Source organism: Streptomyces sp. NPDC111802 (assembly GCF_055634335.1).
Genome location: NZ_JBVKCZ010000017.1, coordinates 171,279 through 197,232 on the forward strand (window position 1 = coordinate 171,279; position 25,954 = coordinate 197,232).

Below are 25,954 nucleotides of genomic sequence, written 5' to 3' on the forward strand. Positions count from 1 at the left end.
GGCGCGCTCCGCCGAGGGCGGGTACCCGGCGGGAGCGTTGTCGATCATTCACCTGTACGACGACGAGTCTCGTTCATCGGTTCACCGGTGACCTGATCGGTCGGCCGTCTGTTCGTGCTCCGTAATCTGGCGAGCGCGCCACCAGTCGGTATGCCGAGACCAGCCCCTGGGTGAGCAACCCGCTGCCCGCGCCCGCCAGTTCGTTCGCCGCAGGGATGAGTGCGGCATGGGCATGGGCACGGGCCATGGTCCGCCGGTCGCCGAGCATCGCCGCCGCTCGCCCTCGGGTGCCACGAAGGGCTGGGTGGCGAAGACGTACGCGGGGCCGCCGTGGCCGGGATTGCGGTACTCGGTCCTGGCCACCACGGTGTTGTCGAAGACGGGTCGGGAGCCCCCCGCCCGGGAGCACCCAGTCGCCGAACGACAGGTCGGTCCGTTCGGTGCTGCCGTCGGTGAAGGTGACCGTGGCCGTCGTCCGTACGTCCCCGTAGATCGCGGCGCCCACGAACACCAGGCGTTGTGCGTCCTTGACTGGTGCGTCGATGGTCTGGCCGTCCGCGTAGAGGTGGTCGGGGCGGCCGGGCGGGGAGCCCGGCCAGGTGAAGGTGGTGCCCGAAACCTCCACCTGCGCACCGGGGTTCAGTCCGGCGGCGGCCAGTGCCTGTCGGGAGTAACTGCGCCCGAGCCGCGGCGAGGCGGAGCCACTGGGACCTTGATTACCGGTACATACGTACCGTAAGTTAGCGGTACATCTGTACGGATAGTCAGGGAGAGCACGGAGATGCAGAGGGTGACCGACGGACGCCTCGCGCGCGGCGAGGCCCGGAGGAATCTGCTGCTCGACGCGGCGGTGGGCATCGTGGGCGAGCAGGGCCTGGGTGCGCTCACTCACCGCGCGGTCGCCGGCGCGGCGGCGGTGTCGCTCGCTTCGGTCACCTACCACTACCCGTCGGCCGATGACCTCCGCCGTGCGACGTTCGAGCACGCCGGCTCGCGCATCGGGCTTGAATTCCTGGGGCTCGTCACCCGCGCCGCCGAGGAGCCCGACGCCCTCCCGGACATCTGCGGCGACTTCACGGCACATCTCGTCACCGAGCGGCGGATCGACACCATCGCCGTTTTCGAGATGATCCTCGCGGCCGGTCACGACCCCGAACTCGGGCCGGTCAAGCGACTTCTCGAACTGCGCCTCGCCCGCCTTCTGGCCCCGTACGTCGGCTCGGACGAGGCCGCGTCCACCGTGACCGCCGCGCTGCAGGGCCTCGTACTCACCGCTCTCGCACCCGACCGGGCACGCGAACCCGATCGCCTGCGGGACGCGGTGAGCGACCTCATCCGCCGCTACCGCGCCGCGCCCACAGCCGTACGCACCGCAGGAGAAGCCCTATGGAACCGTTCCTCTCCGCCCTGAGCGGCCTCGCCTGGACGATCATCTACATAGACGCGATCCGGATCGGGTTCCGCCACCGGACCTACGCGATACCTCTCGTCGCGCTGGGCCTCAACTTCGCCTGGGAGACCACCTACACGGCGCACGACCTCATGGGCCACATGTCGCTCCAGGGTTACGTGAACCTCGTCTGGACCCTGGCCGACCTCGTCATCGTGTACACCTTCTTCGCCTTCGGCCGCGGGGAGTTCCCGCGGCTCGTGACCCGGCCGGTGTTCGCCGTCGGGGCCACCCTGGTCTTCGGCGCCTCGTACGCGGTGCAGTGGCTGTTCCTCGCGGAGTTCGGCGAACACGACGCCGCCCGCTACTCGGCCTTCCTGCAGAACCTGCTGATGTCCGGCCTGTTCATCGCGATGCTCATGGCACGCCGCGGCCTGCGCGGACAGACCCTCACGATCGCCGTCGCGAAGTGGCTCGGCACCCTCGCCCCCACCATTCTGTTCGGCGTACTCGACGGCGAGCCGTTCATCCTCGGCATTGGCATCCTGTGCAGCGTCTTCGACCTCGTCTACATCGGACTCGTGCTGCGGCTCAAGGCCCATCCCGACGCACTCTCCGACGCCGCTGCGGCACCTGCGCCGACCTCGGCGCGGCTCCCGTCCCAACGGGTCCCCCCATCCTGACGCCCTGGTGCCGCGCCCCTTCATTCGGCGGTCCCAAAACGGCGTGCCGATTTCTGTTATGCCGATACTCACCAGGGACCCTCCTCCAGTCATGAGCGAGATTTCACACCGTGGGTACGACGGGCAAGACGACCGCCGGGACCGGGCCACGGTCGTGCGCGCCGCGCAAACCGGCGACCAGCGGGCCCTCGACGACCTGGTGGCCGAGTACCTCCCGCTGATCTACAACATCGTGGGCACCGCGCTCTGGACGCCCCTGCCGACACCGACGACGTCGTGCAGGACGTCATGATGCAGATGATCCGCGACGTGCGGGCGCTGCGTGACCCCGAGGCGTTCCGGGCCTGGCTGGTGGCCATCACGATGCGGGAGGTGCGCAGGCACTGGCGGGTGCGGCACGCCGCGCCGACGGCCGACGGGACGTCCCCACCGACTCCGGCATCCTGGCGCTCGACGAGGACGGCACCGACACGATCTTCCTCCCCCTCGTGCACTGACCGCAGAGGCCCCACAACCCGCCCCCGAGCCGATGAACATGGAGGCGGGGACCGGGGGACGGGGCGGTCAGCGGCCTTCGTCGGTGGCGAAGTCAGGCAGTTCGGTGGACAGCAGTTCTGCGGCGCCGTTGTCGAGGAGCTTCTGCATCTGGTGGGAGCGGGGCAGCATGGTCTGCTCGTAGGCGTGGATGGCGTCGTTGATGGTGTTGTTGTTCGCGATGGCGAGGGCGAGTTCGCAGGCGTCCAGCATGGCGAGGTTGACGCCGACGCCGAGCGGGGGCATGAGGTGGGCTGCGTCGCCCAGCAGGGTGACCGTGGGGTTGTGCTCCCAGGTGTGGGGGACGGGCAGAGCGTGGATCGGGCGGTCGACGTAGCGGCCGTCGTTGTCGGTGAGCAGTTGGCGCAGGCGCGGTGACCAGTCGCGGTACCGGTCCAGGAGGAGGGCACGGATGCCGTCGGTGTCCTGGATGGTCAGGCCGCTTGCGGTGATCCAGTCGGCGGGGACGCGCTGGATGATGTAGACGCGGATGTGGTCGCCGCTGTTGCGCTGCGCGAACACACCGCGGTCGCCGTCGGCTGCGGCGGCACCGCCCTGGCCGACGAGTTCGGCGATGTCGGGGTGCCGGCGATCGACGTCGTGGAACCACGCTTCGAGGAAGCTGACGCCGCTGTACTGAGGGGCGGCCGGGGAGATGGCGCGGCGCACCTTGGACCAGGCGCCGTCGGCGCCGATGACGAGGTCGGCCTCGATGGCGGTGCCGTCGGTGAAGTGCAACTGCCTCGGGCCCTCTGCGGGGCCTTCGACGGACCGGAGGGTGCGGCCCCAGCGCACAGTGCCGGGCTTGAGCGAGGCGAGGAGAAGGTCGCGCAGCTGGCCGCGGTCGATCTCCGGCTTGAAGCGTTCACCCTCTTCGGGGGTGTGGTGGAACAGGACCGTGCCTGCCGGGTCCATCTGGCGCATCTCCTGCCCCTCGGGGCGGGACAGTTGGAAGAACTCCTCCAGCAGCCCGGCTTCGCGCAGAGCGATCTGGCCGTTGTCCTCGTGCAGGTCGAGGGTGCCGCCCTGGTTGCGGGCATCAGGCCCGCTCTCGTGGTCGTAGACGGTGGCGGAGATGCCGTGCTGTTGCAGAATGCGGGCGCACGTCAGGCCACCGGGACCGGCGCCGATGATCGCGATGCGGGGCGTGGGAGTGGTGTTCACGGGTCGTGCTCCATTCGTGTCGCGCGGCGCTGTGCAGCCGTGCGCGGGGCGGGGGCCGTGGTCTGCGGGCCGCCACCAGAAGAGCACACCAGTTCATTAAGTGCAACGGATGCACTTTTGGCGTTGCACAACCGAATAGTAGGATCCCGGGTATGCCCGAGACAGACACCTCCCCCGCGCAGGCGGCGCCGATGGGGCGCCGTGAGCGCAAGAAGGCCGCCACCCGCCAGGCCATCGCCGACGCCGCCCTGCGCCTGTTCCTGGAGCGCGGATACGACGACGTCGGGATCCGCGAGATCGCGGATGCGGCCGACGTGTCCACCACCACCCTGTTCAAGCACTTCCCGGTCAAGGAAGCCCTGGTCTTCGACGAGGACGCCGACCAGGAGGCCCGCCTGATCGCCGCCGTACGAGAGCGGCCCGAGGGCCAGTCGATCCCCGCGGCCCTGTGCGAACACGCGCTGCGCTACCGCAGGGCCGCCGCAGACAGCGACGCCCGCTTCACCGCCTTCTCCGACCTGGTCGACAACACCCCGGCTCTGCGCGACTACGTCCAGGCCATGTGGCTGCGCCACACCGACGCCCTGGCCCGGGCCATCGCGGAGGACAGCGGGCTGCCCGAGGACGATCCCGCCTGCACAGCCCTGGCCCATTTCGCCCTCGAAGCCCCCCGCACAGCCCGCGGACACAAGGACCCCCGCCAGGCCATCACCCGCGCCTTCGCCCTCCTCCAGGACGGCTGGCCCGCCCTCACCACCACCCGATGAACAGCGACAGCTTCTTAGCCCACCGGCCTTCTCCAGTTTCTCCAGTACCGCCCGACCAGCGGCGTGACGGCCTCGCCGTCGAAGCCGACCGCTCCCTCGGCGGCCTCCAGCACCTCGCCGAGCACGGCGATAAGCCGCTCGGTCTCGGCTCGGTGCCGCTCACGGATCTTCTCCGCCGGCTGAAGCCCGAGCCGGAGCCAACCCTCCGCGCTGCGGCCGAACCCCCGCCGCCGTCGGCTACCACCGCCCCGGTTCGGTTCCGGTGACCGGCTCCGACGGTTTGCCGTCCACCCCCACCGGTACGTCGCCGGTGAGCATCACCCGGTGCATGATCCGCGGGAAGTCCAGGTGGGCGTTGTCGCTCGGGGCGAGGTGGATGGTGGCCCGGTTGTCCCAGAAGGCCACGCTGCCGGGCTCCCAGCGGAAGCGCACCGTGTACTCGGGGCGCACCGCCTGCTCCAGCAGCATGTCGAGGATCGCCCGGCTCTCGGCCCGCGAGAGCCCGGCGATCTGCTCGACGTAGTAGCCGTTGACGTACAGCACCCGCTCCCCCGTCTCCGGATGGACACGTACCAGGGGATGCAGCGAGGCGACCTGATGGTCCAGCAGATGACGGACGTACGCGTCCTCGCCGGGCCGGGGCTGGTAGCCCACGCCGAGGCGGTGCTCGGCCCGCAGCCCGTCCACGAACTCCCGCACAGGTTGCGAGAGTCCGGCGTACGCGGCCGCCAGGTTGGACCAGGTCGTGTCGCCGCCGTACGGCGGTACGGTCTCGGCGCGCAGGATCGTCGCGGCGGGCGGGTCGATGCGGGCGCCGTGGTCGCAGTGCCAGCCGCGCAGCAGCGTGTGGCGGCGGCGCAGCAGCCACTCGTCGTGCTCCATCCCGAACTTCCCGCCCAGCTCCAGCCGGTCGGCGGTCGTCTCGACCTCGGGGAACTCGGCCGGCGACGCACTCCCCCGCTTGCGCGGCACGACCGGTTCCCCGAACCGCCGAGCGAACGCCACATGCCCGGCGTGATCCAGCCGCTGCCCCCGGAAGAACACGACCTTCCAGCGCAGCACCGCCGCCCGGATCGCGGCGACCACGGCGTCGTCGAGCTCACCGGCCAGGTCGACTCCCGTGATCTCGGCCCCGAGGTACCCGGCGACCGGTTTCACCTCGATCCCCGCGACCGGCTCCGTCCCGTCCGCTGTGGCCCTGTCCATCGTCATCCGCGCGCTCCGTCGGTCGTCCGGACCGGCTCCGGTCCGAGCCGGTTCCAGGAAGATCGTGACAGTGTTCGGCGGACGTGGCGACAGGGCCTCAGACCGCGAACTCCCGTACCACCGTGTTCCGGAACACCGCGGTCCCCTCGATCGTGAACAGCGCCAACCCGGTGTCGATCAGATACGGGAAGACCTCCGACGAGTGCACGTACCGCCCGTCGTCCACGAACATCTCGACGGATGTGCGATCGACCAGGATCCGCAGCCTCACGGTCCGGGCGGACGGGTCGAAGGGGCTGTGGCTCTCCTGCCATCTGCCGGAGGCGTCGGGGTTGACGGTGGGGCGGCGGTTGAGGAAGGCGTAGACGCCGTAGATCCCGGCGTCGACATGCCGGCTGCCGTCGGGCGACCGGCGCAACTGCAGGCCGGCGCCCTTGAGCTGGTCCCAGGTGATCTCGCAGGTCACCTCGTAGGCCGTGCCCCGGTAGTCGAGCACTCGGGTGCCGGTGACCTCCAGGTCGCCCAGGTTCACCGTACGGGAGACGTGGTCGTCCAGCGCGGCGACCGGCTGCGAGACGAGATGGTAGGCCCCGTCAGAGCCCCGCTTCAGCGTGAGCTGCCGGACGATCGAGTCGGTGCCGTTGAAGCCGTCGCAGTCGATGGTCGGTGTGACGTTCGCGTAGTCCCAGTTGTTGAGCCAGCCCATCGCGTAGCGGACGGAAGTGTCGACCGAGCCGTCGCCGTGGTGCTTTTCGAAGGTGACGGCCGCGTACCAGTCCCAGCCGTGGTCGAGCCACTGCGGGTCGTCGGCGTCCGCGGTGAAGGCGGTGCCGTCGAAGGAGCCCGTCCAGTAGGCGTACGTGTTCGGCAGCCCCGCTCCCTTGCCGTTCGCGCTGACGCCCAGCACCCACTTCGCGGTGCCGTCGGCCGCGCTGATGCGGAACAGGTCCGGGCACTCCAGGACGCCGATGCCGCCCTTGACGAAGCCGCTGACGTACCTCCACGACTTCAGGTCGGTGGAGTGGTAGAAACCCACCTTGTCGTTCTCGGCCAGGGCCATCACCCATCGCCCGCGCTCCTCGTCGCGGATCACCTTGGGATCGCGGAAGTCGCGGACGCCGGGGTTGGGCAGCACCGGAGCGGTGCCGTGGTTCACGAACGTCCGGCCCCCGTCGGTCGAGTAGTACAGGTACTGCGCCTGCGTGACCTCGTCCGGCGCCATGGTGGCGATGACGATCACCGCGCCCGCGCCGAAGCCGGCCGTGTCGTCCGTGTCGATCACCGCCGAACCGGACCACACATCACCGTTGGGGGTGGTGTCCTTCGGTACGGCGATCCCGCGGTCCCTGAAGGTGACCAGGTCGGTGCTGGTGGCCAGGCGCCAGGCCGTGCCGGCGGTGGTCCCACCGGTGAGATAGTCCGGGTTGTACAGGTAGTAGTAGTGATACTCGCCGTCGATCCAGACCGGGCGCTGCGGGTCGTTCTTCCACTGGTCGGGGACCGTGAAGTGGTACTCGGCTCGGTAGCTCGCGCAGGTGGCGGAGGCCTTGTCGGGCTTCGCGGCGGCCGGGGTCGCGGTCGGCAGCAGCGCGGCCGAGGCCCCCGCGGCCGAACCGGCGAGCAGGGCTCTCCTCGTCATCGCGCGCATCAGGCATCGTTCCTCTCGTCAGACGTCACAAGCGTCGGGAGGGCGGCTCATCTGGACCAGGACTTTGCGACCTAACTCGTTAAAGGTCAAGTCGTTCACGACTATTGACAGGGCCGTAACGCGCTTCTCATCATCTGGGGCATCACTTCTCGACTAACACGAGTTAGGCCCCTGCATGACCGACTCGCATCTCACTCGCCGCAGCTTGCTGCGGTACGGCGCCTACGGCGCGGGAGCCGCCGCGCTGGCCGGTACCGCCGCGAGCTGGGACCGGCTCACCGGAGCCGACATACCCGGCCGGAACGACGGCTCGCTCGTCGTCGCCACGCTCGGCCCCGCCTACGGGCCGGAGGCCGTCCGCACCCTCACCGAGGGATTCAAGAAGGTCCACCCCGACATCAAGCTGCGGATCAACGCCGTGCAGGCCGTCGACTGGTCGGACTTCTTCGCGAAGATCCTCACCCAGATCGCGGCGGGCACCGCGCCCGATCTCGTGTACGTCGCCACCGAGGGCGTACAGCTCTTCGCGCAGCGTCTCGGTGTCCCGCTGGACCACTGGGTGAAGCGGGACGCCGAGGAACTGCGCGAGTACTTCGCCGACGTCCACCCCTCGCTGGTGGAGTCGATGATGTACGAGGGGAGCCTCTACCAGCTGCCGGTCGAGTTCAACGCGGCCGACATCTACCTCAACAACCAGGTGCTGAAGCGGGCGGGAGCGGGCTTCCCGGCGGCCGACTGGACCCGCGACGACTTCACCGCGCTGCTGCGGGACATGAAGCAGGCCAGTGGCTCCCAGTTCACGCCGTACTTCTGGACCAACCGGCTGTGGGGCGGCGTGGTGCCCTGGCTGTTCGCCAACGACACCAACCTGCTCACCGAGTCCAAGGCGCCCGGCGGTGCCTGGCTGTGGGACTCCTTCTATCCGGCCGCCGCTCGGCAGGGACGCGGCGGCGGCTTCCGGTGGACGACCCCGCAGGCCACCGACGCACGCGTGGAGGAGGCGTACGACTATCTCGCCTCCCTCATCCAGGAGGGGCTGTGCACGCGCCCCGAGGGCGGCAACGGCCAGAACCTGATCGGCGTGTTCTCCACCGGACGGGTCGGGGTCACGCCCGCGGGTGGCTTCTGGGCGGGCGGCCTGCACCAGGCCGGCATGGCGGCGAACGGCTTCGACGTGCAGTACTTCCCGCGCTGGCGCACCCAGCGGATGCAGTACGGGGCCGCCGGCTACGCGCTGCTGCGCACCTCCAAGCGACAGGAGGAGGCCTGGGAGTTCATCAAGTACGCCGCCCGCCGGGACACCCTGATGCGGCTGTTCACGACCAATCAGACCACCCCGGCGCGCCGCTCGATGCTCACCGCCGAGCGGTACCGCGAGACCGGCCCGGACCAGTGGCCGGTCTTCTACGACACCCTCGACAAGTTCCCCGACACCGGGCCGATCCCGGCGCCGCCGCAGGTCGCCGAGGTGGAGCAGGTGCTGCTCAAGCACACCGGTACCGCGCTCGCCTCGCGCCGCTCGGTGGCTCCCGCGCTGCGCCGGATGCAGAGCGATCTGGAGAAGGCCATGGAGCGTGACGTATGACGAACACCCAGATACCGGCCGTACGACAGCAGCGGCCGGCCGCGCCGGCGGCCTCCGCTCCCCGGCCCTCCGCCCGCGACCGCGGCGCCCGGCTGCTGGCCGCGCTGTTCCTGGCGCCGACGATCGTCGGCATCGTCGTCTTCACGGTCGTCCCCATCGTCGGCTCGCTGGTGCTCAGCCTCTTCCACTGGAACGTGATCGACGACCCGAGCTTCGCGGGCGCCGCCAACTACCGTGAGGTCTTCACCGACTCGACCGTGCTGGTCTCCTTCGGCAACACGCTGCTGTTCATGGTGTTCGCGGTGGCACTGCAACTGCTGATCGCGCTCGTGCTGGCCCTGGCGGTGAACGGGCGGATGCCGGTGTGGCTGCGCTCGGTGTTCCGGTCGGCGTTCTTCTTCCCGCTGGTGCTGTCCGCCGCGTCGATCTCGGTGGTGATGAAGTACCTGTTCAACCAGGACTTCGGGGTCGTGAACTGGCTGCTCGGGCTGGTCGGGATCGCTCCCGTGCCCTGGCTGACGTCGGAGAACGCGGCGATGGCCACGGTGATCCTGGTCTATGTCTGGCAGCAGTTCGGGTTCTCGTTCCTGCTGTTCGTGGGCGGGTTGAACAACATCCCCAAGGAGGTGCACGAGGCCGCCTCGATCGACGGCGCGACCGGGCTGCGCAAGCACCTGAGCATCACGCTGCCGCTGCTGTCGCCCACGCTGCTGGTCGCGTCGGTGGTCGGCATCATCAACGCGCTCCAGGTCTTCGAGCAGCCCTATGTGCTCACCGACGGCGGGCCCGGCGACGCCACCCGCACCGTGGTGATGGTCATCTACGAGAGCGCGTTCCAACAGCTCCGCTTCGGCGCGGCCTCGGCGGTGGGCGTGCTGCTGTTCGTGCTGATCATGGCGGTCACCGCCCTCCAGTTCCGGCTCAGCCGGCGTTTCGTCCACTACCAGTGAGCCGGGTGAGTCCCTTGAGCCAAGCAACCCTGTCCCTGAGTCGCACCCGGCACTCCCTCGCGCCGTGGGCCCGGATCGCCGCGCTGGCCGTGTGCGCGCTGCTGACCCTGGGTCCGGTCATCTGGACCGTCTCCACATCGCTGCGCACCCCGGCTGAGGCCTTCGACCTGCCGCCGAGCATCATCCCGACGAGCCCGTCGGCCGAGGCGTACCGCGGGGTCTTCGACCAGATCGACGTCTGGCTGCTCGCCCTCAACTCCACGCTGGTGACCGCGCTGATCGCGGTGGGCCAGATGATCACGGCGGGTCTGGCCGGATACGCCTTCGCCCGCCTCGAATTCCGGTTCAAGAAGCCGCTGTTCGGGCTGGTCCTGGCGACCATGATGGTGCCGTTGCAGGTCACCATCGTGCCGGTGTTCCTGGTGCTGAAGTCGATGGGCCTGACCGACACCCTGCTCGGTCTGATCATCCCGGCCTTCCCGACCGCGTTCGGGACCTTCCTGATGCGCCAGTACTTCCTGGGCATGCCCAAGGACCTGGGCGAGGCGGCGATGCTGGACGGCTGCGGGCCCTGGCGGATCTTCCGGTCCGTGTACGCCCCGCTGGCCGCGCCTGGCCTCGCGATCGTCGGCGTACTGGCGTTCAACTACCACTGGAACGAGTTCTTCCGCCCACTGATCCTGGAGACCTCCGGCCAGAACTACACCCTTCCGCTGGGGCTGGTCTCGCTCCAGGGCAACCTCGGCACCGGCTCCATCTCGGTGGTGCTCGCCGGTGTGGTCCTCTCCATGATCCCCGCCGTCGCCGTGTTCGTCGTCGGTCAGCGCCCTCTCCGCGAGGGCATCACGTCCGCAGGAGTCAACCGTTGAGCCTCGCAGCTCGCTCCACGGACCCCGGCGCACCGCGTTTCAGGGTCCGTCCACCCGCCAACTGGCTCAACGACCCCAACGGGCCGTTCCGTTGGCGGGACCGCTACCACCTCTTCTACCAGCACAACCCCGACGCTCCGGTGCACGCGAACGTCCACTGGGGCCACGCCTCCAGCGCCGACCTCGTCCACTGGGAACACCATCCGATCGCGCTCACCCCGACACCCGGCGGCCCCGACGAGGCGGGCTGCTGGTCGGGCTGCGTGGTCGACGACGACGGCGTGCCGACGGCCGTCTACACGGGCGTCGACCGGAATCACACCGGCATCGGCTCGATCTGTCTGGCGCGGGCGCTGATGCCGGAGGACGAGACGCTCACCGACTGGCGGCCCCTGCCCGCACCGGTCGTGACCGGCCCGCCGGCCGGACTCGACGTGGTGATGTTCCGCGACCCGTTCGTGTTCAGGAGCGGCGGTCGGCGCTGGGCACTCGTCGGCGCGGGGCACGCGGACGGCACGCCGTCCGTGCTGCTGTACGACTGCGACGACCTGGCCGACTGGCGGTTCGCCGGAGTGCTCCTCGACGGTGACGACCCGATGGCCGCGAAGATCCTCGGCGGCAAGGCGGTGGGCTGGGAGTGCCCACAGCTCTTCGAGACGGCGGGCGGGGAATGGGTGCTGGTGCTGTCGCTGTGGGACGGAAACCCGTGTGACACCGGGTATCTGACGGGACGTCTGCGGGCCGAAGGCGAGGGCGAGTTGCGCTTCGAGCCCCGTACCGGCGGGCGGCTGGACCACGGCCGTGACTTCTACGCGCCCGCGGTACTCCAAGAGCCGGACCGGACGTTGATGTGGGGCTGGTCCTGGGAGGCCCGTGAGCAGGAGGAGGTCGATCGCGAGGGGTGGGCCGGAGTCCTGACCGCCCCGCGTGTCGTGGACGTCCATCCCGACGGATCCCTGCGGGTCGTACCGGCGCCGGAGCTCGAACTGCTGCGTGCCGCCGAGCCGTTCGTCACGGCGACGACACGTCGCGCGGCGCTGCCGGAGGCGTACGACCTGACCGTGACCGCGTCCGACCGCACCACCGTGAGCCTGCTGCGGTCCGCCTCGGGCGCGGAGCTGACCGTGCTGCTGGACCCGGACGAGGGCACCGTGACGCTCGACCGCGGTGACTGGCTCCGGACACGGCCCGAGCGGCCGGCGCCGATCGTGGTGCGGGCGCCGGCGGGGGAGGTGCGGATCCTCGTCGACGGATCGCTGTTCGAGCTGTTCGTCGGTGACCGGGCGATGGTCACCGAGCGGGTCTACCGGCGGCCGGACGATGTCGCCGAACTCGCCGTGACCGGCGCCGCGGCCACGGTCACCGGCTGGGAACTGGTCCCACCGACGCCCGGCTGATCACCGGGCAGGCCAGACGCCGTACCGTCGCGGGCGGCGTCCGGCCCGTCTCGATGGCGTCGAGGAGCAGGCGCGCGGCCGCGTCGCCCATCTCGCGGTGGGGCAGCGCGACGCTGGTGAGGGGCGGGGTGAGGAACTCGGCCATGTGTTCCTGGTCGTCGTAGCCGACCACCGAGAGTTCGGTGGGGACGGCGATGCCGAGCCGGGTCGCGGCGTGCAGGGCGCCCGCCGCGACCCGGTCGTTGTAGCAGAACATCCCAGTGGGCCGCCGGTCGGCGGGGACGCCGTCGAGGACGCGCATCGCGCCGGCGTACCCGCCGGAGATCTCGCCGCCGCTGCGGACGACCCACTCCTTGGGCACGGTGATCCCCTCGGCGCGCAGCGCGTCCCGGAAGCCGCGCAGCCGGTCGACGGAGGCGATGTCGTCCTGCCCGCCCACCATGGCGACCCTGTGGTGGCCCTGGTCCAGCAGCAGCCGGGCCGCCGTACGGCCGCCCGCGCGCTCGGCGGGGATGACGGCGGGCAGCGAGTCGTCCTCGGGCAGGCAGTTGGCGAGCACGGAGTGGGTGCGGTGCAGGCCCTCCGGGACACGGACGCGGCGCAGCGACATCGCCGCGTAGATGATGCCGTCCACCCGCCGGTCGAGGAGTTCGGCGACGGCCGCGTCCTCCTTGGCCGGGTCGCCGCCGGAGTCGATGGTCAGCACGAGGTGCTCGCTGTCCCAGGCGGTCTCCATGGCGCCGCGCAGCAGCCGGCCCGCGAAGGGCGAGGAGGCGATCTCGTCGGTGACCAGGCCGATCACGGCCGTACGGCGGCGGCGCAGGCCGCGGGCGACGGGGTCCGGGCGGTAGCCCAGCTCGGTGGCGGCGCGGCGGATGCGCTCCTGGGTGGCGGGCGAGAGGTTGCCCTCGGCGCGGCCGTTGAAGACGAAGGACACCGCCGTGTGCGACACCCCGGCCAGCCGGGCGACATCGCGCGACGTGGGACGCCCGGGTCCCGCCGGATGCCTCTCCTCGGTGCCGCCCATGCCGTCCGCCGCCCTCATGCCCACCCGCCCGGTTGATCAATCCTCACCCTATCCGTGACGCTGGTTGTACGGCACAGTCGAGGGAAGGTCCCACAGTGATCAGCATTCCGCTGCACACTCTCAACGACGGTACGACGATCCCCGGCATCGGTCTGGGTACCTGGCCGATGGACGACGCCCAGGCGGAACAGGCGGTGGTGGAGGCCCTGGAGCTGGGCTACCGCCTCGTCGACACCGCGACGAACTACCGCAACGAGACGGGGGTGGGCCGGGGCGTCGCGCGCAGTGACGTTCCGCGCGAGGACGTGGTCGTGACCACGAAGCTCCCGGGCCGGCACCACGGCTACGAGGAGACCCTCGCCTCCTTCGAGGAGTCCCGGAGCCGTCTGGGCCTCGAATACGTCGACCTGTACCTGATCCACTGGCCGCTCCCCCGCGTCGACAAGTACGTCGACTCCTGGCGGGCCATGATCAAGCTTCGCGAGGACGGTCTGGTCCGCTCGATCGGCGTCTCCAACTTCACGCCCCAGCACATCGAGCGGCTGGAGAAGGAGACCGGCGTCCTGCCCTGCGTCAACCAGATCGAGCTGCACCCGCTCTTCCCTCAGGACGAGCTGCGTGCCTTCCACACCAGCAAGGACATCGTCACCGAGAGCTGGAGCCCACTGGGACGCGGCACCAGCCTCCTGGCGGACCCGGTCGTCAAGGGCATCGCCGACGCCCTCGGGGTGACTCCCGGCCAGGTCGTCCTGCGCTGGCACACCCAGTTGGGCGCCCTGCCCATCCCCAAGTCGGCGAACCGGGAGCGGCAGCGCGAGAACCTCGACATCTACGGCTTCACCCTGGACGCCACCCAGATGGCCGCCGTCGCCGACCGGGACCGTCGCCGGCTGGGCGGGGATCCCGAGGTGCACGAGGAGTTCTGAGCGGGAGTCGCGGGCGCCCTCGGGGGGTACTCGGGGCGCTCGGAAAGGAGGCGCTCGTGGGTGAGAAGGACCAGCTGCGGGAGTACCGCGGCAAGCGTGACTTCGGTCGGACGCGTGAGCCGGAGGGGCGCTCGGCCGCCGCCGGTGCGGAGCCCCGGTTCGTGGTACAGATCCATGACGCCAGCACCCTGCACTTCGACTTCCGGCTCCAGGTGGACGACGTACTGAAGTCCTGGTCGGTGCCGAAGGGACCCTCCGACGATCCGCACGACAAGCGGCTCGCGATGCCCACCGAGGATCATCCGCTGGACTACGAGGACTTCGAGGGCGTGATCCCGAAGGGCGAGTACGGCGGTGGCACAGTGATCGTCTGGGACAACGGCACATACGAGCCGCTCAGCCATGACCGCAAGGGCAGGCCGGTCGACTTCGGCGAGTCGCTGGAGCGCGGTCATGCCACGTTCCGGCTGAGCGGGTCGAAACTGCACGGCGAGTACGCCCTCACCCGGATCCGCGGCGGGCAGGACGACCGGGAGGCGTGGCTGCTGGTGAAGGCCGGCAAGGGGCGGGCCCACGCGCACGGCACGCCCGATCCGTACCGGGCCCGTTCGGTACGGACCGGCCGCACCCTCGCCCAGGTCGCCGCGGACGGCGACGAGGGCTGACGGTGGCGACCGGACTGCTGGACACGCTCCCCGACGAACAGCGGCGGCTGCTGCGACCGGCGCGCCCCGGGGCGGACCTGGCCGCGCAGCCGATGCTGGCCACGCTGAGCGACCGGCGGGACTTCTCCGGCGAGGACTGGCTCTTCGAACGGAAGCTGGACGGGGTGCGGGTGCTGGCGGTGCGTGAGGGCGGCCGGACCTCGCTGCTGTCCCGCTCGGGCCGCCGGATCGACGCCACGTACCCGGAGGTCGTGGACGCGCTCGGCGAGCAGTCCTGCGAGGACTTCACCGTCGACGGGGAGATGGTCGCGTTCTCGCGGGGCCGCACCGACTTCTCGCGGCTCCAGCAGCGGATGGGCCTGACCCGGCGGCAGGACGTGGAGGCGAGCGGTGTCGCGGTGACGTACTACGTCTTCGACCTGCTCAGGCTGGACGGGCAGGACATCACGCGGCTGCCGCTCAGGGCCCGCAAGTCCTTGCTGCGGCGGGCGCTGTCCTATCGCGCGCCGCTGCGGATGTCGACCCACCGCAACGACGGCGGGGCCGACCTCCTGGCCGACGCCTGCGCCCGGGGCTGGGAGGGTCTGATCGCCAAGCGGGCCGACGGGGACTACCAGCCGCGCCGGTCCCGGGACTGGCTCAAGCTCAAGTGCGCTCAGGGGCAGGAGTTCGTCGTCGGCGGGTTCACCGAGCCGGCCGGGAGCCGGGTGGGGCTCGGTGCGCTGCTGCTCGGCTACTACGAGGGCGGGCGGCTGCGGTACGCGGGCAAGGTGGGCACCGGTTTCGACCGGGGCACGCTGCTGGAACTGCGGGAGCGTCTGGACGGGATGCGGGTGTCGCGGTCGCCGTTCGACGGGCCGGTGCGTCAGGCGGACGCGCGCTGGGTGAGGCCTGAACTGGTCGCGCAGATCGACTTCACCGAGTGGACGCGTGACGGCATGCTGCGGCATCCGCGCTATCTGGGGCTGCGGGACGACAAGGCGGCCGAGGAGGTCGTACGGGAGCTGCCGGCGGGGCGGGCCTGAGGCCGAGCGCGTTCGACGTCCGGCGAATTCGGCGGATCTTGTGGTTCCGCCCCCAACTCGCTTTTCCCGCCTCTATGTTCACGGCGACAGCGCTCTCGCCCCAGGAGGCTCCTCGTATGCGCTCCGCCCTCCGCACCACCGTCACCGGCGCCGTGGCCGCCGCCACCGTCCTTGTCGCCACGCCCGCCCAGGCGACTCCGCCCGGGCCGGGTGTCACCGCCCGGACGATCAGTCAGAAGACCGTCGGCGACACCGACTACATCCTTCGGGAGGTCACCATTCCGCCGGGTCAGGCCACCGGCTGGCACTACCACGACGGCCCGCTGTACGCCTTCGCGCAGCAGGGCACACTGAGCCACTACGACTCCACCTGCGCCTCCGACGGCGTCTACCCGAAGGGCAGCTTCATCCAGGAGCCGGCCGGACCCGGCAATGTGCACATAGGCCGCAACGAGGGCGCCACGCCGGTCGTCCTCGATGTGCTCTACGTGCTGCCGCACGGCGCGCCGTTCTCCGAGGACGCGCCGAACCCGGGCTGTTCGTTCCAGTGATCACACCGGCGGCAGCGGTTGTTCCGCCCAGATCGTCTTGCCGCTGCCGGTCTGCCGGCTGCCCCAGCGCCGGGTGAGCTGGGCGACCAGCAGCAGTCCGCGGCCGCCCTCGTCGTAGGCGTGGGCCCGGCGCAGATGCGGGGAGGTCGAACTGCCGTCGGAGACCTCGCAGATGAGGGTGCGGTCGCGGATCAGCCGGAGCTGGATGGGCAGTGCGCCGTACCGGATGGCGTTGGTGACGAGTTCGCTGACGACGAGTTCGGTGACGAAGGCCGCCTCGTCCAGCCCCCACGCGGTCAGCTGGTCGGTGGCCGCCTGCCGGGCGGTCGCCACATGCTCGGGGTCGGGCGCCACGTCCCATGTCGCGATGCGGTCGGCGCCCAGGGCCCGGGTGCGGGCCACCAGCAGGGCCACGTCGTCGCTGGGGTCCTCCGGCAGGACGGCCTTGAGCACTCCGTCGCACAGCGCGTCGAGGCTCTCGGCGGGTGCGGTCAGCGCGCGGCACAGTTCGGCGGTGGCGTGGTCGATGTCGCGGTCGCGGTCCTCGATGAGACCGTCCGTGTACAGGGCGACCAGGGCGCCCTCCGGCAGCTCCAGCTCCATGGCCTCGAAGGGCAGTCCCCCGACGCCGAGGGGCGGCCCGGCGTTCATCTCGACGACCTGCGTGGTGCCGTCGGGCAGGACCAAGGCCGGCGGCGGATGGCCGGCGGCGGCGAGGCTGAGGCGGCGGGTGACGGGGTCGTAGACGGAGTAGAGGCAGGTGGCGCCCAGTTCGGCGACCTCCTCGGAGTCGTCCCCGGCCAGATGGGTGACGAGGTCGTCGAGGTGGGTGAGGAGTTCGTCGGGCGGCAGATCGACGTCGGCGAGGGTGCGCACGGCCGTGCACAGGCGGCCCATGGTGGCCGACGACGGGATGCCGTGTCCGACGACGTCACCGACGACGAGGGCGACCCGGCTGCCGGACAGCGGGATCACGTCGAACCAGTCGCCGCCGATGCCGGCCTGCGATCCGGAGGGCCGGTAGCGGTGGGCCACGTCGACGGCCGCCTGTCCGGACAGCCCCCGGGGCAGCAGGTTGTGCTGGAGGGCCAGCGCGGTGGTGCGTTCCCGGGCGAAGCGGCGGGAGTTGTCGATGCAGACGGCGGCCCGGCTGGCGAGCTCCTCGGCGAAGACGGCGTCGTCGCCGCCGTATTCGTCGGACTGTCTGATGCGTACGACGACCGCGATGCCGAGCGTGATGCCACGGGCCCGTAGCGGCACCGCCATCATCGAGTGGGCGCCGACGCGGTGGCGCCGGCCGTCCGGGGCCCGGGAGTTGCGTTCCGCGACCCACCGCATGAACGCCGGCTCGCCCGCCTGGCTCTGCATGACCCGGCTTTCCAGGATGGCCCGGGCCGGCGGCGAGAACGGCGGGTAGTGGTCCACCTCGCCGAGGTGCACGGCCGCCTCCGGGGTGCCCTCGGTGCCGGAACCGTGGGCGACCCGGCGCAGGGCGATGTCGGTGCCGGACAGCGCGGGCGGCTCCTCCGAACCCAGGACCCAGTCGAACAGGTCGACGCTGGCGAAGTCGGCGAACCGGGGCACCACGACCCCGATCAGCTCCTCGGCGGTGCGCACCACGTCCAGAGTGGTGCCGATGGCGGCGGCGGCCTCGTTCAGCAGGGCCAGCCGCTGCCGCGCCCAGTACTGGTCGGAGCTGTCGAATGCGGCGAGCGCGGTCCCGATCAGCTCGCCGGAGGGGTCCCGCACCGGCCACATGTCGGTCGTCCAGGCGTGCTCGCGGTTCAGGGCCGGGGCGCCCGTGAAGCTCTCGTAACGCACAGGCCGACCCGTCTCGGTGACCTGGCGCATGTGCCACAGAAAGCCCCGGCCGTGGACGTCGTCCGCCACGGTGTCCGGGAAGTGACGGCCGAGCAGGGCCTCCTCCGGTACGCCCATGACCTTGCAGGCCGCCTCGTTGAGCCGCAGGTAGCGCTGCTGGGCGTCGAAGACGGACATGGACATGGAGGCCTGCTGGAAGGCCAGCTCCGCCAGGGTGAACTCGTGGGGGGCGGGCGGTTCGGCGGTGAGGACGTATCCCTCCGGTCGGCCGTCCTCACCCAGCACCTCGCACGCCGTCACGTTCAGGGCTATGGTCGAGCCGTCCCGGTGACGCAGCACGGCGGTGCCGGTCAGCGCCGCCACGGCTTCGGGCGGTGGCTGCTCGGCGAGCAGGTCCCGCACCGGCCTCCCCACGGCGTGGGCGGCTTCCAGGCCCGTGAGCCGCCGGGCACCCTCACTCCACCCCTTCACCACACCCTGGGCATCGAGGATCACCGCGGCGGAGGCGCGCTCCATGTCGTCCAGCATGAGTCCTGGGCCGCACCGCATCAACCGCGACGCCGGGCTGCCACGCCTGCCCTCAGGACACTCGTGGCCGTCCGCTCACTTGCGCAGCGCGGCGAGGGCCCGGTCGGCGTGGGTGTTCATCCGCAGTTCGCTGCGGACGACCTCCAGGACGGTGCGGTCCTGCCCGATGACGAAGGTGGCCCGTTTGGTGGGGGCCAGCGTGAAGCCGCGCGTCACTCCGAACCGCTCGCGGATCTTGCCGTCGGCGTCGGACAGCAGCGGCATGCCGAGGGTGTGGCGGTCGGCGAACTCCTGCTGGCGTTCGACCGCGTCCCCGCTGATGCCGACGGGCCGTGCGCCGACGGCGGCGAACTCGGCGGCGAGATCCCGGAAGTGGCAGGCCTCCGCGGTGCAGCCGGGGCTGAGGGCGGCGGGATAGAAGAAGAGGACCACTGGTCCCTCGGTGAGCAGTTCGGTGAGACTGCGGACGGTGCCGGTCTCGTCCGGCAGCTCGAAGTCCTCGGCCTTGTCGCCGACCTCCACTCGGGCGCTCACGACCGGCCCTCCGCGTTCCTGGCGACACCGCGGGCCCACAGCACCAGCGGGATCTGCAGTGGCAGCCGGCCGAAGGCCACGGCCTGCTGCCGGGCCGGGCGGTGCCGCCAGTCGACGGCCATCTTCACGTTCGCCGGGAACACACCGACGAAGAAGGCCGCCGTGGCCAGCGCGGCGGCCTTGCGGGTGCGCGGCAGCGCCACTCCGGCGGCCAGCGCGAGCTCCGCGACGCCACTGGCGTACGTCCAGGTCCGGGGTGTCCCGGGCAGGGAGCTCGGCACGACCGCGTCGTACTGGCGTGGGACGGCGAAGTGGGTGACCCCGGCGGCGGCCAGCAGGCCGGCGAGCAGCAGGGGCGAGCGTTCGGACCGGGGCACGGATCCTCCTTGGATGGCCTGCCGCGGGATGCTACCGGAGGGTAGATCCGGCTCCGTCATCCGCCCCCGCCTGTTCATTCGCCCTGGTGTGTACGGCGGTTGTGGGTTCCCGGGGTGTAACCGAAGGAGCGGCGGAAGACGTCGATGAAGGCGCTGGCGGAGGACCAGCCGCAGCGGTGGGCGACCGTGGTGACGGGGGTGTCCTCGGCGAGCAGACGCAGCGCGTGGTAGAGGCGGGACTGGGTGCGCCACTGCGGGAACGTCATGCCGAACTCGCCGCGGAAGAGCCGGCTGAGGGTGCGCTCGCCGACCCCGGTCGCGGCGCCGAGCGCGGCGAGGGTGCGCGGGTCGGCCGGGTCGGCGTGTACGAGCGCACAGACCGCGGCCAGACGTGGATCCGTGGGCGTCGGCAGCCGCAGTGGCTGCTGCGGCGAGGCGCGCAGCTGGTCGCGGAGCACGGCGAGCAGGCGGCGGCGCTCCGGGCTGTCGTCGTCGGGGTCGCGGGTGTAGGCGAGGATCAGCTCGCGCAGGAGCGGGCTGACGGCGAGGACGGTGGGGGCGTCCAGGCCGAGCAGATTGTCCTCGGCGGGCAGGCCCACCAGGTACAGGTCGAGATGGCCGTGGGCGCGATGGGCGTGCGCGGTGCCTGCGGGGACCCAGATGGCGCGGTTGCCGGGCGCGAACCAGGTGCCGGCGTCGGTGGTGACGGCGAGGACGCCGGAGCCCGCGTAGACGATCTGGTGGTCGTCGTGCCGGTGGGCGTCGACGCGTTCCCCAGCGGCCAGGACCTTGGCGCGGGTCGGTGCGGTCGGGGTGTGGCGGATGTTCGACACACTTCGGCAGATTATCGGAAGCGGGCCAGGGTCGCGGATGGCGACGATCGCAGCGTGACCGAGAAACGCAGTCGAGCGATCACTCTGATGTCCCTGGGCCATGCCTGTGTTGACGTGTACCAAGGTGCCGTCGCGGCCCTCGTCCCCTTCTTCGTCGCCGAGCGCGCCTACAGCTATGCCGCCGCCTCGGGTGTCGTCCTCGCCGCGTCCTTGCTGTCGTCGGTGGTGCAGCCGCTGTTCGGGGCGCTCACCGACCGGTGGGCGATGCCCTGGCTGCTGCCGCTGAGCGCGCTGACCGGCGGTGCGGGGGTGGCGCTGAGCGGTGTCACGGACTCCTACGCGCTCACGCTGGCGGTGGTGGCCGTGTCCGGGATCGGGGTCGCCGCGTACCACCCGGAGGCGGCCCGCGCGGCCCGCGCCGCCTCGCGGGGCAGTCATACGGCGATGGGCTGGTTCTCCCTCGGCGGCAACGTCGGTTTCGCCCTCGCGCCGCTGCTGGTGGCGGCGGTGATCGCCACCGGCGGACTCGGCGCCTCTCCCCTGCTGTTCGTACCGGCCGTCGTGGGGGCGGCCCTGTGCGCGGCCGCGGTGCGTTCGGCCGGGGGCCGTGGTGCGGCCGTCGGCAAGGGCGAGGGCGCCGGCACCGACGACTGGCCGTCGTTCCTGCGTCTGTCCGGCGCGATCATGTGCCGGTCGGTCGTGTTCGTCGGCCTGAGCGCGTTCGTGTCCTTGTACGTCCGTGAGCGGACCGGCGACGGGGAGGTGGCCGGCACGGCCGCGCTGTGCGTGCTCTACGCGGGCGGCGCGGTGGGCACCGTGGCCGGGGGCCGGCTCGCCGAGCGGTACGGGCGGCTCACGGTCGTACGCCGGGCGTACGCGCTGTCGGTGCTCGCGGTGGCCGGAGTGGTGCTCGTGCCGGGGCCTTCGGTGTATCCGTTCGTCGCGCTGACGTCGGCCGGCCTGTACGTCCCGTTCTCGTTGCACGTGACGCTCGGCCAGGACTATCTGCCCCGGCGGGTGGGCACCGCGAGCGGTGTGACGCTGGGGCTGGCCGTGAGCGTGGGCGGGCTCGCCGCCCCGGCCATCGGCGCGCTGGCCGACGCCACCTCGCTGCGGACGGCACTCGTCCCGCTCATCGCCCTGCCCGCGCTGGGGCGGCTGCTGCTGTGCGGGCTACGGGAGCCGGCCTCGCCCGGACGGGCCGCGCCTGCTCCCGGCCCGTCCGATCAGCGCCCTCGCGCGGCGTCCGCGTGAGCGTCCGGGTCAGGTGGTCAGGCAGTCCCGGACGGTGCCGTCGGCTGCTGTTCGCTGTCCTCGTCGACGGCGTGGGTGAGGAAGTCGTCGACCATGCGGTGGAAGAGGGTGGCCAGCTGGCGCAGTTCCTCGGGCGACCAGTCGGACAGGGCGAGCTGCATGCCCCGGGCGCCGGCGTCACGGACCCGCGCGATGGCCTGCCGGCCGGCCTCCGTGAGCTCGATGCGCTGGGCCCGGCGGTCCCGGGGGTCCGGGACGCGGGTGACGTAACCGGACTTCTGCAACTGCTGCACCGTGCGCGTGACATGCGAGGCCTCCACACCGAGCCGCCCGGCCAGCTCCCCCGGGCGCAGCGGCTCCGAGTCGGCGACCTGACGCAGCAGCGCCACGGCCGCCCGGTCCAGCGGCACGCCGGCCAGGGCCATCAGTCGGTCGTGCTGGCGGGCCCGCGTACTCAGATAGGTGATGCGGGTGAGCGCGCGCTCGATCTCGACCACTTCCGGGGACGCGGGCGTGTCGGGGAGTTCGGGGAGCGGTGGTCTGGACATGGTGACCAACTTTACCATCTCATTGCGTAACGCAATTAATTTGGTAACTCCTTGTGCGGCGGCGTCAGCGGGTGGGCGTGACGGGTGCCAGCCACATGCCGACGACCGCGTCGGTCAGGCCCGTGGCGGCGTCGGCCCAGGTGGAGCGCGGGGTGGGGGTGTGCTCGGCGAGGGCACGCTCGCGCTCGGCGGCCACGTGCACGATCAGGTGGCGGACCATCTCGCCGCGTTCGGCGCGGACCTCGGCCGGGAGGTCGGGCAGACAGCGGTTCAGGCCCTCGATGATCGTCTGGAGGGACGGGGCGGTGAGGGCCTCCTCGACCATGATCCGGTGCAGTGCGGGATCGGCGACGACCTGGGCGCAGAAGCGCGCGTACCAGGTGGGGCTGCCGAGCGCGGCGAGGTGTTCGAGGGAGGGGCGGACCAGGCAGTCCACCCAGCCGCGTACGTCGTCCGGGTCGGCCAGGTCGGCGACCAGGCGGGCGCGGATCTCCTCGATACGGACGGAATGGCGGCGGACGATGGCGCGGACCAGGTCGGTCTTGGTGCCGAAGTGGTAGCCGACGGCGGTGTTGTTGCCCTGTCCCGCGGCCTCGCTGACCTGGCGGTTGGACACCGCGTACACGCCGTGCTCGGCGAAGAGCCGCTCGGCCGCCGTCAGCAGCAGCTCCCGGGTCGCGCCCGCCTGTTCCTCCCGCAGCGTCCTGCCTGCCATGATCACCACCGCACCGGGACTTCGCACCGCCGGTCGACGGCCAGTCCCTGGGGCCGCCGCGGCTTCGCTCCCTACAATCTAAGTCACTTGATTGAACGGGATGTGAGCGTGGTGGAGCGGGCTCCATCTGCGTCCTGGGTGCCCGCACCCCTCGCGCGGGCCTCGGCGCCTGGCTGCCCGAGACGGTTCTCCTCGTCCGGCGCATCGCCGGAGCCAAGCGGCGACTGACCGCCAGCTGGACGGGGCGGGAGATCCCCGAGGCGCACCGGAGCACCGACGGACCGCTGACTGAACGTCTGCGCACGGCCGTGCGCGATCCCGGCACGCTCACCGCTCTGCGCTCGATGCTCGCCCACTGCGTCTACGGCGCGCTGGTCGTGCGCGCAATGCCGCTGCGGCCGGCTGGTCGACCGCGCTGCCCGGGTCGAGCGGCTGACCGCGACCCGGGCCGATGCCATCGCCGCGCACGGCGCCGAGCTGCGCCGAATCGAGCGGGACCTGCACGACGGCGCCCAGGCCCGGCTGGTGTCGCTGTCCATGCGGATCGGGCCGGCCCAAGCGGGCCTAAGACCGTGATCCGGACGCCGCGCGAAAGCTGCTGCAGAACGCCCAGGAGCAGGCCGAGGAGGCGCGGCGGTGGAGGCGGCCGGCTACTTCGTGGTGGCCGAGGCATTCACCCACGTGGCCCAGCACAGCGGCTCGCACTGCCGCGGTCCGCCTCACGCGGACCAGCACGGACCAGGGGTCGCCATGGCCGACGAGGGCCAGGGCGGCATTGACGAGTCCGCCGGATCAGGCCCCCGGGGTACGGCGGCGGGTTGCGGCGCTCGACGGGAGCGTACGGGTGTCGAGTCCGGTCGGGGGGCCGACGGTGGTCGAGGGGGAGCTGCCGTGCGTGTCGTGGGGACGGGCCCGCTCCGCCTGGGGGATGACCTTGCGCGCGGCGGCGTACTGCGTTTCGAGTACCGGCCTGTCGGCGGACGCACGACGACAGGCCGAGCCGTTCCCTGGAAGCTGTAGCCGACCGCCCCGGAACCGGAAGAACCCGCTCATGACCATCCGCGTACTGCTCGCCGACGACCAGGCCCTGCTGCGGGCCACCTTCCGGATCCTGATCGACTCCTGTGCGGACATGGAGGTGGTCGCCGAGGCCACCGACGGCGCCGAGGCCGTCGACCTCGCCCGGACCCACCGTCCCGACCTGGTCCTGATGGACATCCGCATGCCCGGCACCGACGGACTGGCCGCCACGTCCACGATCTGCGCGGACCCGGACCTCGCGGCGGTTCGGGTGCTGATCCTGACCACGTTCGAGATCGACGCGTATGTGGCGCAGGCGCTGCGGGCCGGCGCGAGCGGCTTCCTCGGCAAGGACGTCACCGCGGACGTGCTGCTCGACGGCATCCGCACCGTGGCCGCCGGCGAGTCCCTGCTCTCCCCCACCGCGACCCGCACGCTGATCACACGGTTCCTGGCCTCTCCCGCCGAGAGCTCCCAGTCGGCCGCCCCCGATGACCTCGCCGCCCTGACCGCGCGCGAGCGGGAGGTCATGGCCTGGGCGGCCGAGGGGCACTCCAACGAGGAGATCGCCGGGAAGCTCTTCGTCAGCCCGCTGACCGTGCGCACCCATGTGCACCGCGCCATGACGAAGCTCGGTGCCCGTGACCGTGCCCAACTCGTGGTGATGGCCTATCAGTCGGGTCTGGTGCGAGCCCTGCCGCCGAACGCGGACCAGTGACGGACGGGCCGCCGATCAGGGGAAATCAACGGCCGGGGCGCGTGAGGGAGGGCGGGGCCGTCGAGAACTGACCCGTGACCCTGCCGCTGATCCCTCCGATGCTCGCCACGCCCGGCACCCTGCCGCCCGCCGCGCAGGACGCGCGCTGGGCGTACGAGACCAAGCAGGACGGCCAGCGTGCGGTGGCCTATCTGGCGGGGGACGGCACGCTGCTGCTACGGGCCCGTTCCGGCGAGGACATCACGGGCGCCTACCCCGAACTGCGGCCGCTCGGTGACGCGCTCGGCACCACGTCCGCCGTGCTGGACGGGGAGATCCTGGCGCTGGACGAACAGGGGCGTGCGAACTTCCAGTTGCTGCAGTCCCGCATGGGTCTGGTGCACGCCCCGGCGCGTGCCGTCAGGATGGCCGCGCGGACTCCCGTCCAGCTGGTGCTGTTCGACGTGATGCACCTGGCGGGCCGCTCGCTGCTCCAGGTCCCCTATTCCCGGCGCCGCGGACGGCTGGAGGAGCTGGACCTCGACGGGCCATTCTGGTCGACGCCGGGCGCCCTGGTGGGACACGGCGCACAGGCGCTGGAGGCCACCCGCGAGTACGGGCTCGAAGGCCTGGTGTGCAAGCGGCTGGACTCGCTGTACGAGCCCGGGGTGCGCTCCCGCGCCTGGATCAAGATCCGCAACATGCACAGCGAGGATGTGATCGTCGGCGGCTGGCTGCCCGGCAAGGGACGGATCGCGGGCCTGCCGGGCGCACTGCTGGTCGGGCAGTTCACGCCCGGCGGACGGCTGCGGTACGTCGGCGGCGTGGGCACCGGCTGGAGCGAGGCAGAGCGGACCGAGCTCGCCGAACTGCTGCGGGCCGGCGCGACGGACGTATGCCCCTTCGATCCCGTGCCCCATGTCGCGGGCGCGCACTGGACGCTGCCCCGGCTGGTGGGCGAGGTCCGCTACAGCGTCCGCACCCGGTCGGGGTTGCTGCGTCAGCCGTCGTGGCAACGGCTGCGACCGGACCTGACGCCGGAGGACTCGGCGGCCCATCTTCCCGACGACGCCTGACTCACAGGTTCGGCGGCAATTATGGCGGATTCAACTGGTCGTCGCAACACCTTGATCACGGAGGTGTGCGATGGGCCGAGACGAGAGGCAGAAGGTGCCGGAGGCGCCTGCGGGGGCGCGTCGGCAGTGGGCGGCGGATCGGGCGTTGCGGCCGCCGATGCGTT

General features: G+C 71.4%; 27 protein-coding genes and 1 pseudogene. 17 read left to right on the plus strand and 11 right to left on the minus strand.

Features of this window, described 5'->3' with window-relative positions; all coding sequences use genetic code 11:
* Positions 1 to 73: 73 nt before the first annotated feature.
* Positions 74 to 625, minus strand: a complete 552-nt coding sequence (locus ACZ7NC_RS20745) for a hypothetical protein (protein WP_471490176.1) — start codon at positions 623 to 625, stop codon at positions 74 to 76.
* A gap of 156 nt (positions 626 to 781) precedes the next feature.
* Between ACZ7NC_RS20745 and ACZ7NC_RS20750 the strand changes: the two genes are divergently transcribed.
* The 3 genes from ACZ7NC_RS20750 (at position 782) to ACZ7NC_RS20760 (ending at position 2,365) form a co-directional block, all read left to right on the plus strand.
* On the plus strand, positions 782 to 1,411 hold the full coding sequence (locus tag ACZ7NC_RS20750; RefSeq protein ID WP_471490178.1) for a TetR/AcrR family transcriptional regulator: 630 nt from the start codon (positions 782 to 784) through the stop codon (positions 1,409 to 1,411).
* Complete coding sequence (locus tag ACZ7NC_RS20755; protein WP_471490179.1) at positions 1,387 to 2,073, plus strand: transmembrane-type terpene cyclase; 687 nt, start codon at positions 1,387 to 1,389, stop codon at positions 2,071 to 2,073. Before ACZ7NC_RS20750 ends, ACZ7NC_RS20755 begins: the two co-directional genes overlap by 25 nt.
* A 91-nt stretch (positions 2,074 to 2,164) precedes the next feature.
* A complete protein-coding gene (locus ACZ7NC_RS20760; RefSeq protein WP_471490181.1) occupies positions 2,165 to 2,365 on the plus strand; it encodes a hypothetical protein in 201 nt (66 codons plus the stop codon).
* A gap of 272 nt (positions 2,366 to 2,637) precedes the next feature.
* Here ACZ7NC_RS20760 and ACZ7NC_RS20765 read toward each other — a convergent pair whose 3' ends face one another.
* A complete protein-coding gene (locus ACZ7NC_RS20765) occupies positions 2,638 to 3,771 on the minus strand; it encodes an FAD-dependent oxidoreductase (protein WP_471490182.1) in 1,134 nt (377 codons plus the stop codon).
* A 152-nt stretch (positions 3,772 to 3,923) separates the two neighbouring features.
* On the opposite strand from ACZ7NC_RS20765, the gene ACZ7NC_RS20770 reads away from it, so the two are divergent.
* Entirely contained in the window at positions 3,924 to 4,538 is a 615-nt protein-coding gene (locus tag ACZ7NC_RS20770; protein ID WP_471490183.1) for a TetR/AcrR family transcriptional regulator, read from the plus strand.
* Positions 4,535 to 4,804, plus strand: coding sequence for a hypothetical protein (locus ACZ7NC_RS20775; protein ID WP_471490185.1), 270 nt, complete (start codon positions 4,535 to 4,537; stop codon positions 4,802 to 4,804). The genes ACZ7NC_RS20770 and ACZ7NC_RS20775 overlap by 4 nt, the downstream gene beginning before the upstream one ends.
* Here the strand turns inward: ACZ7NC_RS20775 and ACZ7NC_RS20780 are convergent.
* Both ACZ7NC_RS20780 and ACZ7NC_RS20785 read right to left on the minus strand, forming a co-directional pair.
* The gene (locus ACZ7NC_RS20780) at positions 4,776 to 5,750 is read right to left on the minus strand and encodes a TauD/TfdA dioxygenase family protein (RefSeq protein WP_471490187.1); all 975 of its coding nucleotides are present in this window, start codon (positions 5,748 to 5,750) and stop codon (positions 4,776 to 4,778) included. The genes ACZ7NC_RS20775 and ACZ7NC_RS20780 overlap by 29 nt on opposite strands.
* Positions 5,751 to 5,841: 91 nt before the next feature.
* Positions 5,842 to 7,392: a glycoside hydrolase family 32 protein gene (locus tag ACZ7NC_RS20785; protein WP_471490188.1), complete on the minus strand. Its 1,551-nt coding sequence runs from the start codon at positions 7,390 to 7,392 to the stop codon at positions 5,842 to 5,844.
* Positions 7,393 to 7,567: 175 nt separating this feature from the next.
* On the opposite strand from ACZ7NC_RS20785, the gene ACZ7NC_RS20790 reads away from it, so the two are divergent.
* From ACZ7NC_RS20790 to ACZ7NC_RS20805, 4 genes are read left to right on the plus strand one after another with little or no spacing between them, the layout of a single operon-like run.
* A complete protein-coding gene (locus tag ACZ7NC_RS20790; RefSeq protein WP_471490190.1) occupies positions 7,568 to 8,977 on the plus strand; it encodes an extracellular solute-binding protein in 1,410 nt (469 codons plus the stop codon).
* Positions 8,974 to 9,927: a carbohydrate ABC transporter permease gene (locus ACZ7NC_RS20795; protein ID WP_471490191.1), complete on the plus strand. Its 954-nt coding sequence runs from the start codon at positions 8,974 to 8,976 to the stop codon at positions 9,925 to 9,927. The genes ACZ7NC_RS20790 and ACZ7NC_RS20795 overlap by 4 nt, the downstream gene beginning before the upstream one ends.
* 14 nt (positions 9,928 to 9,941) lie before the next feature.
* The gene (locus ACZ7NC_RS20800; RefSeq protein WP_471490193.1) at positions 9,942 to 10,796 is read left to right on the plus strand and encodes a carbohydrate ABC transporter permease; all 855 of its coding nucleotides are present in this window, start codon (positions 9,942 to 9,944) and stop codon (positions 10,794 to 10,796) included.
* A complete protein-coding gene (locus ACZ7NC_RS20805) occupies positions 10,793 to 12,193 on the plus strand; it encodes a glycoside hydrolase family 32 protein (RefSeq protein WP_471490194.1) in 1,401 nt (466 codons plus the stop codon). The genes ACZ7NC_RS20800 and ACZ7NC_RS20805 overlap by 4 nt, the downstream gene beginning before the upstream one ends.
* Here ACZ7NC_RS20805 and ACZ7NC_RS20810 read toward each other — a convergent pair.
* Positions 12,156 to 13,220 (minus strand): LacI family DNA-binding transcriptional regulator, encoded by a 1,065-nt coding sequence (locus ACZ7NC_RS20810; protein ID WP_471490226.1) that lies wholly within the window; start codon positions 13,218 to 13,220, stop codon positions 12,156 to 12,158. The genes ACZ7NC_RS20805 and ACZ7NC_RS20810 overlap by 38 nt on opposite strands.
* 95 nt (positions 13,221 to 13,315) lie before the next feature.
* On the opposite strand from ACZ7NC_RS20810, the gene ACZ7NC_RS20815 reads away from it, so the two are divergent.
* From ACZ7NC_RS20815 to ACZ7NC_RS20830, 4 genes are all read left to right on the plus strand, one after another.
* On the plus strand, positions 13,316 to 14,146 hold the full coding sequence (locus ACZ7NC_RS20815; protein WP_471490195.1) for an aldo/keto reductase: 831 nt from the start codon (positions 13,316 to 13,318) through the stop codon (positions 14,144 to 14,146).
* Between the two features lie 56 nt (positions 14,147 to 14,202).
* Complete coding sequence (locus tag ACZ7NC_RS20820; protein ID WP_471490197.1) at positions 14,203 to 14,811, plus strand: DNA polymerase ligase N-terminal domain-containing protein; 609 nt, start codon at positions 14,203 to 14,205, stop codon at positions 14,809 to 14,811.
* A 2-nt stretch (positions 14,812 to 14,813) separates the two neighbouring features.
* Complete coding sequence (gene ligD, locus ACZ7NC_RS20825; RefSeq protein ID WP_471490198.1) at positions 14,814 to 15,836, plus strand: non-homologous end-joining DNA ligase; 1,023 nt, start codon at positions 14,814 to 14,816, stop codon at positions 15,834 to 15,836.
* A gap of 116 nt (positions 15,837 to 15,952) precedes the next feature.
* On the plus strand, positions 15,953 to 16,387 hold the full coding sequence (locus tag ACZ7NC_RS20830; RefSeq protein WP_471490200.1) for a cupin domain-containing protein: 435 nt from the start codon (positions 15,953 to 15,955) through the stop codon (positions 16,385 to 16,387).
* Here the strand turns inward: ACZ7NC_RS20830 and ACZ7NC_RS20835 are convergent, their stop codons facing one another.
* The 4 genes from ACZ7NC_RS20835 to ACZ7NC_RS20850 all read right to left on the minus strand — a co-directional run bounded on the left by ACZ7NC_RS20835 (position 16,388) and on the right by ACZ7NC_RS20850 (position 20,480).
* The gene (locus tag ACZ7NC_RS20835) at positions 16,388 to 18,724 is read right to left on the minus strand and encodes a SpoIIE family protein phosphatase (RefSeq protein ID WP_471490228.1); all 2,337 of its coding nucleotides are present in this window, start codon (positions 18,722 to 18,724) and stop codon (positions 16,388 to 16,390) included. It lies immediately after the preceding gene.
* A gap of 87 nt (positions 18,725 to 18,811) precedes the next feature.
* Positions 18,812 to 19,270, minus strand: a complete 459-nt coding sequence (locus ACZ7NC_RS20840) for a peroxiredoxin (RefSeq protein ID WP_471490201.1) — start codon at positions 19,268 to 19,270, stop codon at positions 18,812 to 18,814.
* Entirely contained in the window at positions 19,267 to 19,647 is a 381-nt protein-coding gene (locus tag ACZ7NC_RS20845; RefSeq protein WP_471490203.1) for a DoxX family protein, read from the minus strand. Before ACZ7NC_RS20845 ends, ACZ7NC_RS20840 begins: the two co-directional genes overlap by 4 nt.
* A 74-nt stretch (positions 19,648 to 19,721) precedes the next feature.
* Entirely contained in the window at positions 19,722 to 20,480 is a 759-nt protein-coding gene (locus ACZ7NC_RS20850) for an AraC family transcriptional regulator (protein WP_471490204.1), read from the minus strand.
* 87 nt (positions 20,481 to 20,567) lie between these two features.
* On the opposite strand from ACZ7NC_RS20850, the gene ACZ7NC_RS20855 reads away from it, so the two are divergent.
* Positions 20,568 to 21,734: an MFS transporter gene (locus tag ACZ7NC_RS20855; protein ID WP_471490230.1), complete on the plus strand. Its 1,167-nt coding sequence runs from the start codon at positions 20,568 to 20,570 to the stop codon at positions 21,732 to 21,734.
* A gap of 17 nt (positions 21,735 to 21,751) precedes the next feature.
* Here ACZ7NC_RS20855 and ACZ7NC_RS20860 read toward each other — a convergent pair whose 3' ends face one another.
* Together ACZ7NC_RS20860 and ACZ7NC_RS20865 are read right to left on the minus strand one after the other, a co-directional pair.
* Positions 21,752 to 22,282, minus strand: a complete 531-nt coding sequence (locus ACZ7NC_RS20860) for a MarR family winged helix-turn-helix transcriptional regulator (protein ID WP_471490206.1) — start codon at positions 22,280 to 22,282, stop codon at positions 21,752 to 21,754.
* A gap of 64 nt (positions 22,283 to 22,346) precedes the next feature.
* On the minus strand, positions 22,347 to 22,997 hold the full coding sequence (locus tag ACZ7NC_RS20865) for a TetR/AcrR family transcriptional regulator (protein WP_471490207.1): 651 nt from the start codon (positions 22,995 to 22,997) through the stop codon (positions 22,347 to 22,349).
* 173 nt (positions 22,998 to 23,170) lie between these two features.
* On the opposite strand from ACZ7NC_RS20865, the pseudogene ACZ7NC_RS20870 reads away from it, so the two are divergent.
* The 3 genes and pseudogenes from ACZ7NC_RS20870 to ACZ7NC_RS20880 form a co-directional block, all read left to right on the plus strand.
* Positions 23,171 to 23,901 (plus strand): annotated as a pseudogene (locus ACZ7NC_RS20870) (histidine kinase); the annotation flags it as partial.
* Positions 23,902 to 24,048: 147 nt separating this feature from the next.
* On the plus strand, positions 24,049 to 24,735 hold the full coding sequence (locus ACZ7NC_RS20875; protein WP_471490231.1) for a response regulator transcription factor: 687 nt from the start codon (positions 24,049 to 24,051) through the stop codon (positions 24,733 to 24,735).
* A gap of 74 nt (positions 24,736 to 24,809) precedes the next feature.
* Positions 24,810 to 25,790 carry an ATP-dependent DNA ligase gene (locus ACZ7NC_RS20880; RefSeq protein ID WP_471490209.1) on the plus strand — a complete coding sequence of 327 codons (981 nt, stop codon included), beginning with the start codon at positions 24,810 to 24,812 and terminating at the stop codon, positions 25,788 to 25,790.
* Positions 25,791 to 25,954 lie beyond the last annotated feature (164 nt).

Coding starts and splice junctions, on each gene's coding strand:
- ACZ7NC_RS20750 (WP_471490178.1), top strand. CDS start 782: ATGCAGAGGGTGACCGACGGACGCCTCGCGCGCGGCGAGGCCCGGAGG.
- ACZ7NC_RS20755 (WP_471490179.1), top strand. CDS start 1,387: ATGGAACCGTTCCTCTCCGCCCTGAGCGGCCTCGCCTGGACGATCATC.
- ACZ7NC_RS20760 (WP_471490181.1), top strand. CDS start 2,165: ATGAGCGAGATTTCACACCGTGGGTACGACGGGCAAGACGACCGCCGG.
- ACZ7NC_RS20770 (WP_471490183.1), top strand. CDS start 3,924: ATGCCCGAGACAGACACCTCCCCCGCGCAGGCGGCGCCGATGGGGCGC.
- ACZ7NC_RS20775 (WP_471490185.1), top strand. CDS start 4,535: ATGAACAGCGACAGCTTCTTAGCCCACCGGCCTTCTCCAGTTTCTCCA.
- ACZ7NC_RS20780 (WP_471490187.1), bottom strand. CDS start 5,750: ATGACGATGGACAGGGCCACAGCGGACGGGACGGAGCCGGTCGCGGGG.
- ACZ7NC_RS20785 (WP_471490188.1), bottom strand. CDS start 7,392: ATGCGCGCGATGACGAGGAGAGCCCTGCTCGCCGGTTCGGCCGCGGGG.
- ACZ7NC_RS20790 (WP_471490190.1), top strand. CDS start 7,568: ATGACCGACTCGCATCTCACTCGCCGCAGCTTGCTGCGGTACGGCGCC.
- ACZ7NC_RS20795 (WP_471490191.1), top strand. CDS start 8,974: ATGACGAACACCCAGATACCGGCCGTACGACAGCAGCGGCCGGCCGCG.
- ACZ7NC_RS20810 (WP_471490226.1), bottom strand. CDS start 13,220: ATGGGCGGCACCGAGGAGAGGCATCCGGCGGGACCCGGGCGTCCCACG.
- ACZ7NC_RS20830 (WP_471490200.1), top strand. CDS start 15,953: ATGCGCTCCGCCCTCCGCACCACCGTCACCGGCGCCGTGGCCGCCGCC.
- ACZ7NC_RS20835 (WP_471490228.1), bottom strand. CDS start 18,724: ATGGAGCGCGCCTCCGCCGCGGTGATCCTCGATGCCCAGGGTGTGGTG.
- ACZ7NC_RS20855 (WP_471490230.1), top strand. CDS start 20,568: ATGTCCCTGGGCCATGCCTGTGTTGACGTGTACCAAGGTGCCGTCGCG.
- ACZ7NC_RS20860 (WP_471490206.1), bottom strand. CDS start 22,282: ATGTCCAGACCACCGCTCCCCGAACTCCCCGACACGCCCGCGTCCCCG.
- ACZ7NC_RS20865 (WP_471490207.1), bottom strand. CDS start 22,997: ATGGCAGGCAGGACGCTGCGGGAGGAACAGGCGGGCGCGACCCGGGAG.
- ACZ7NC_RS20875 (WP_471490231.1), top strand. CDS start 24,049: ATGACCATCCGCGTACTGCTCGCCGACGACCAGGCCCTGCTGCGGGCC.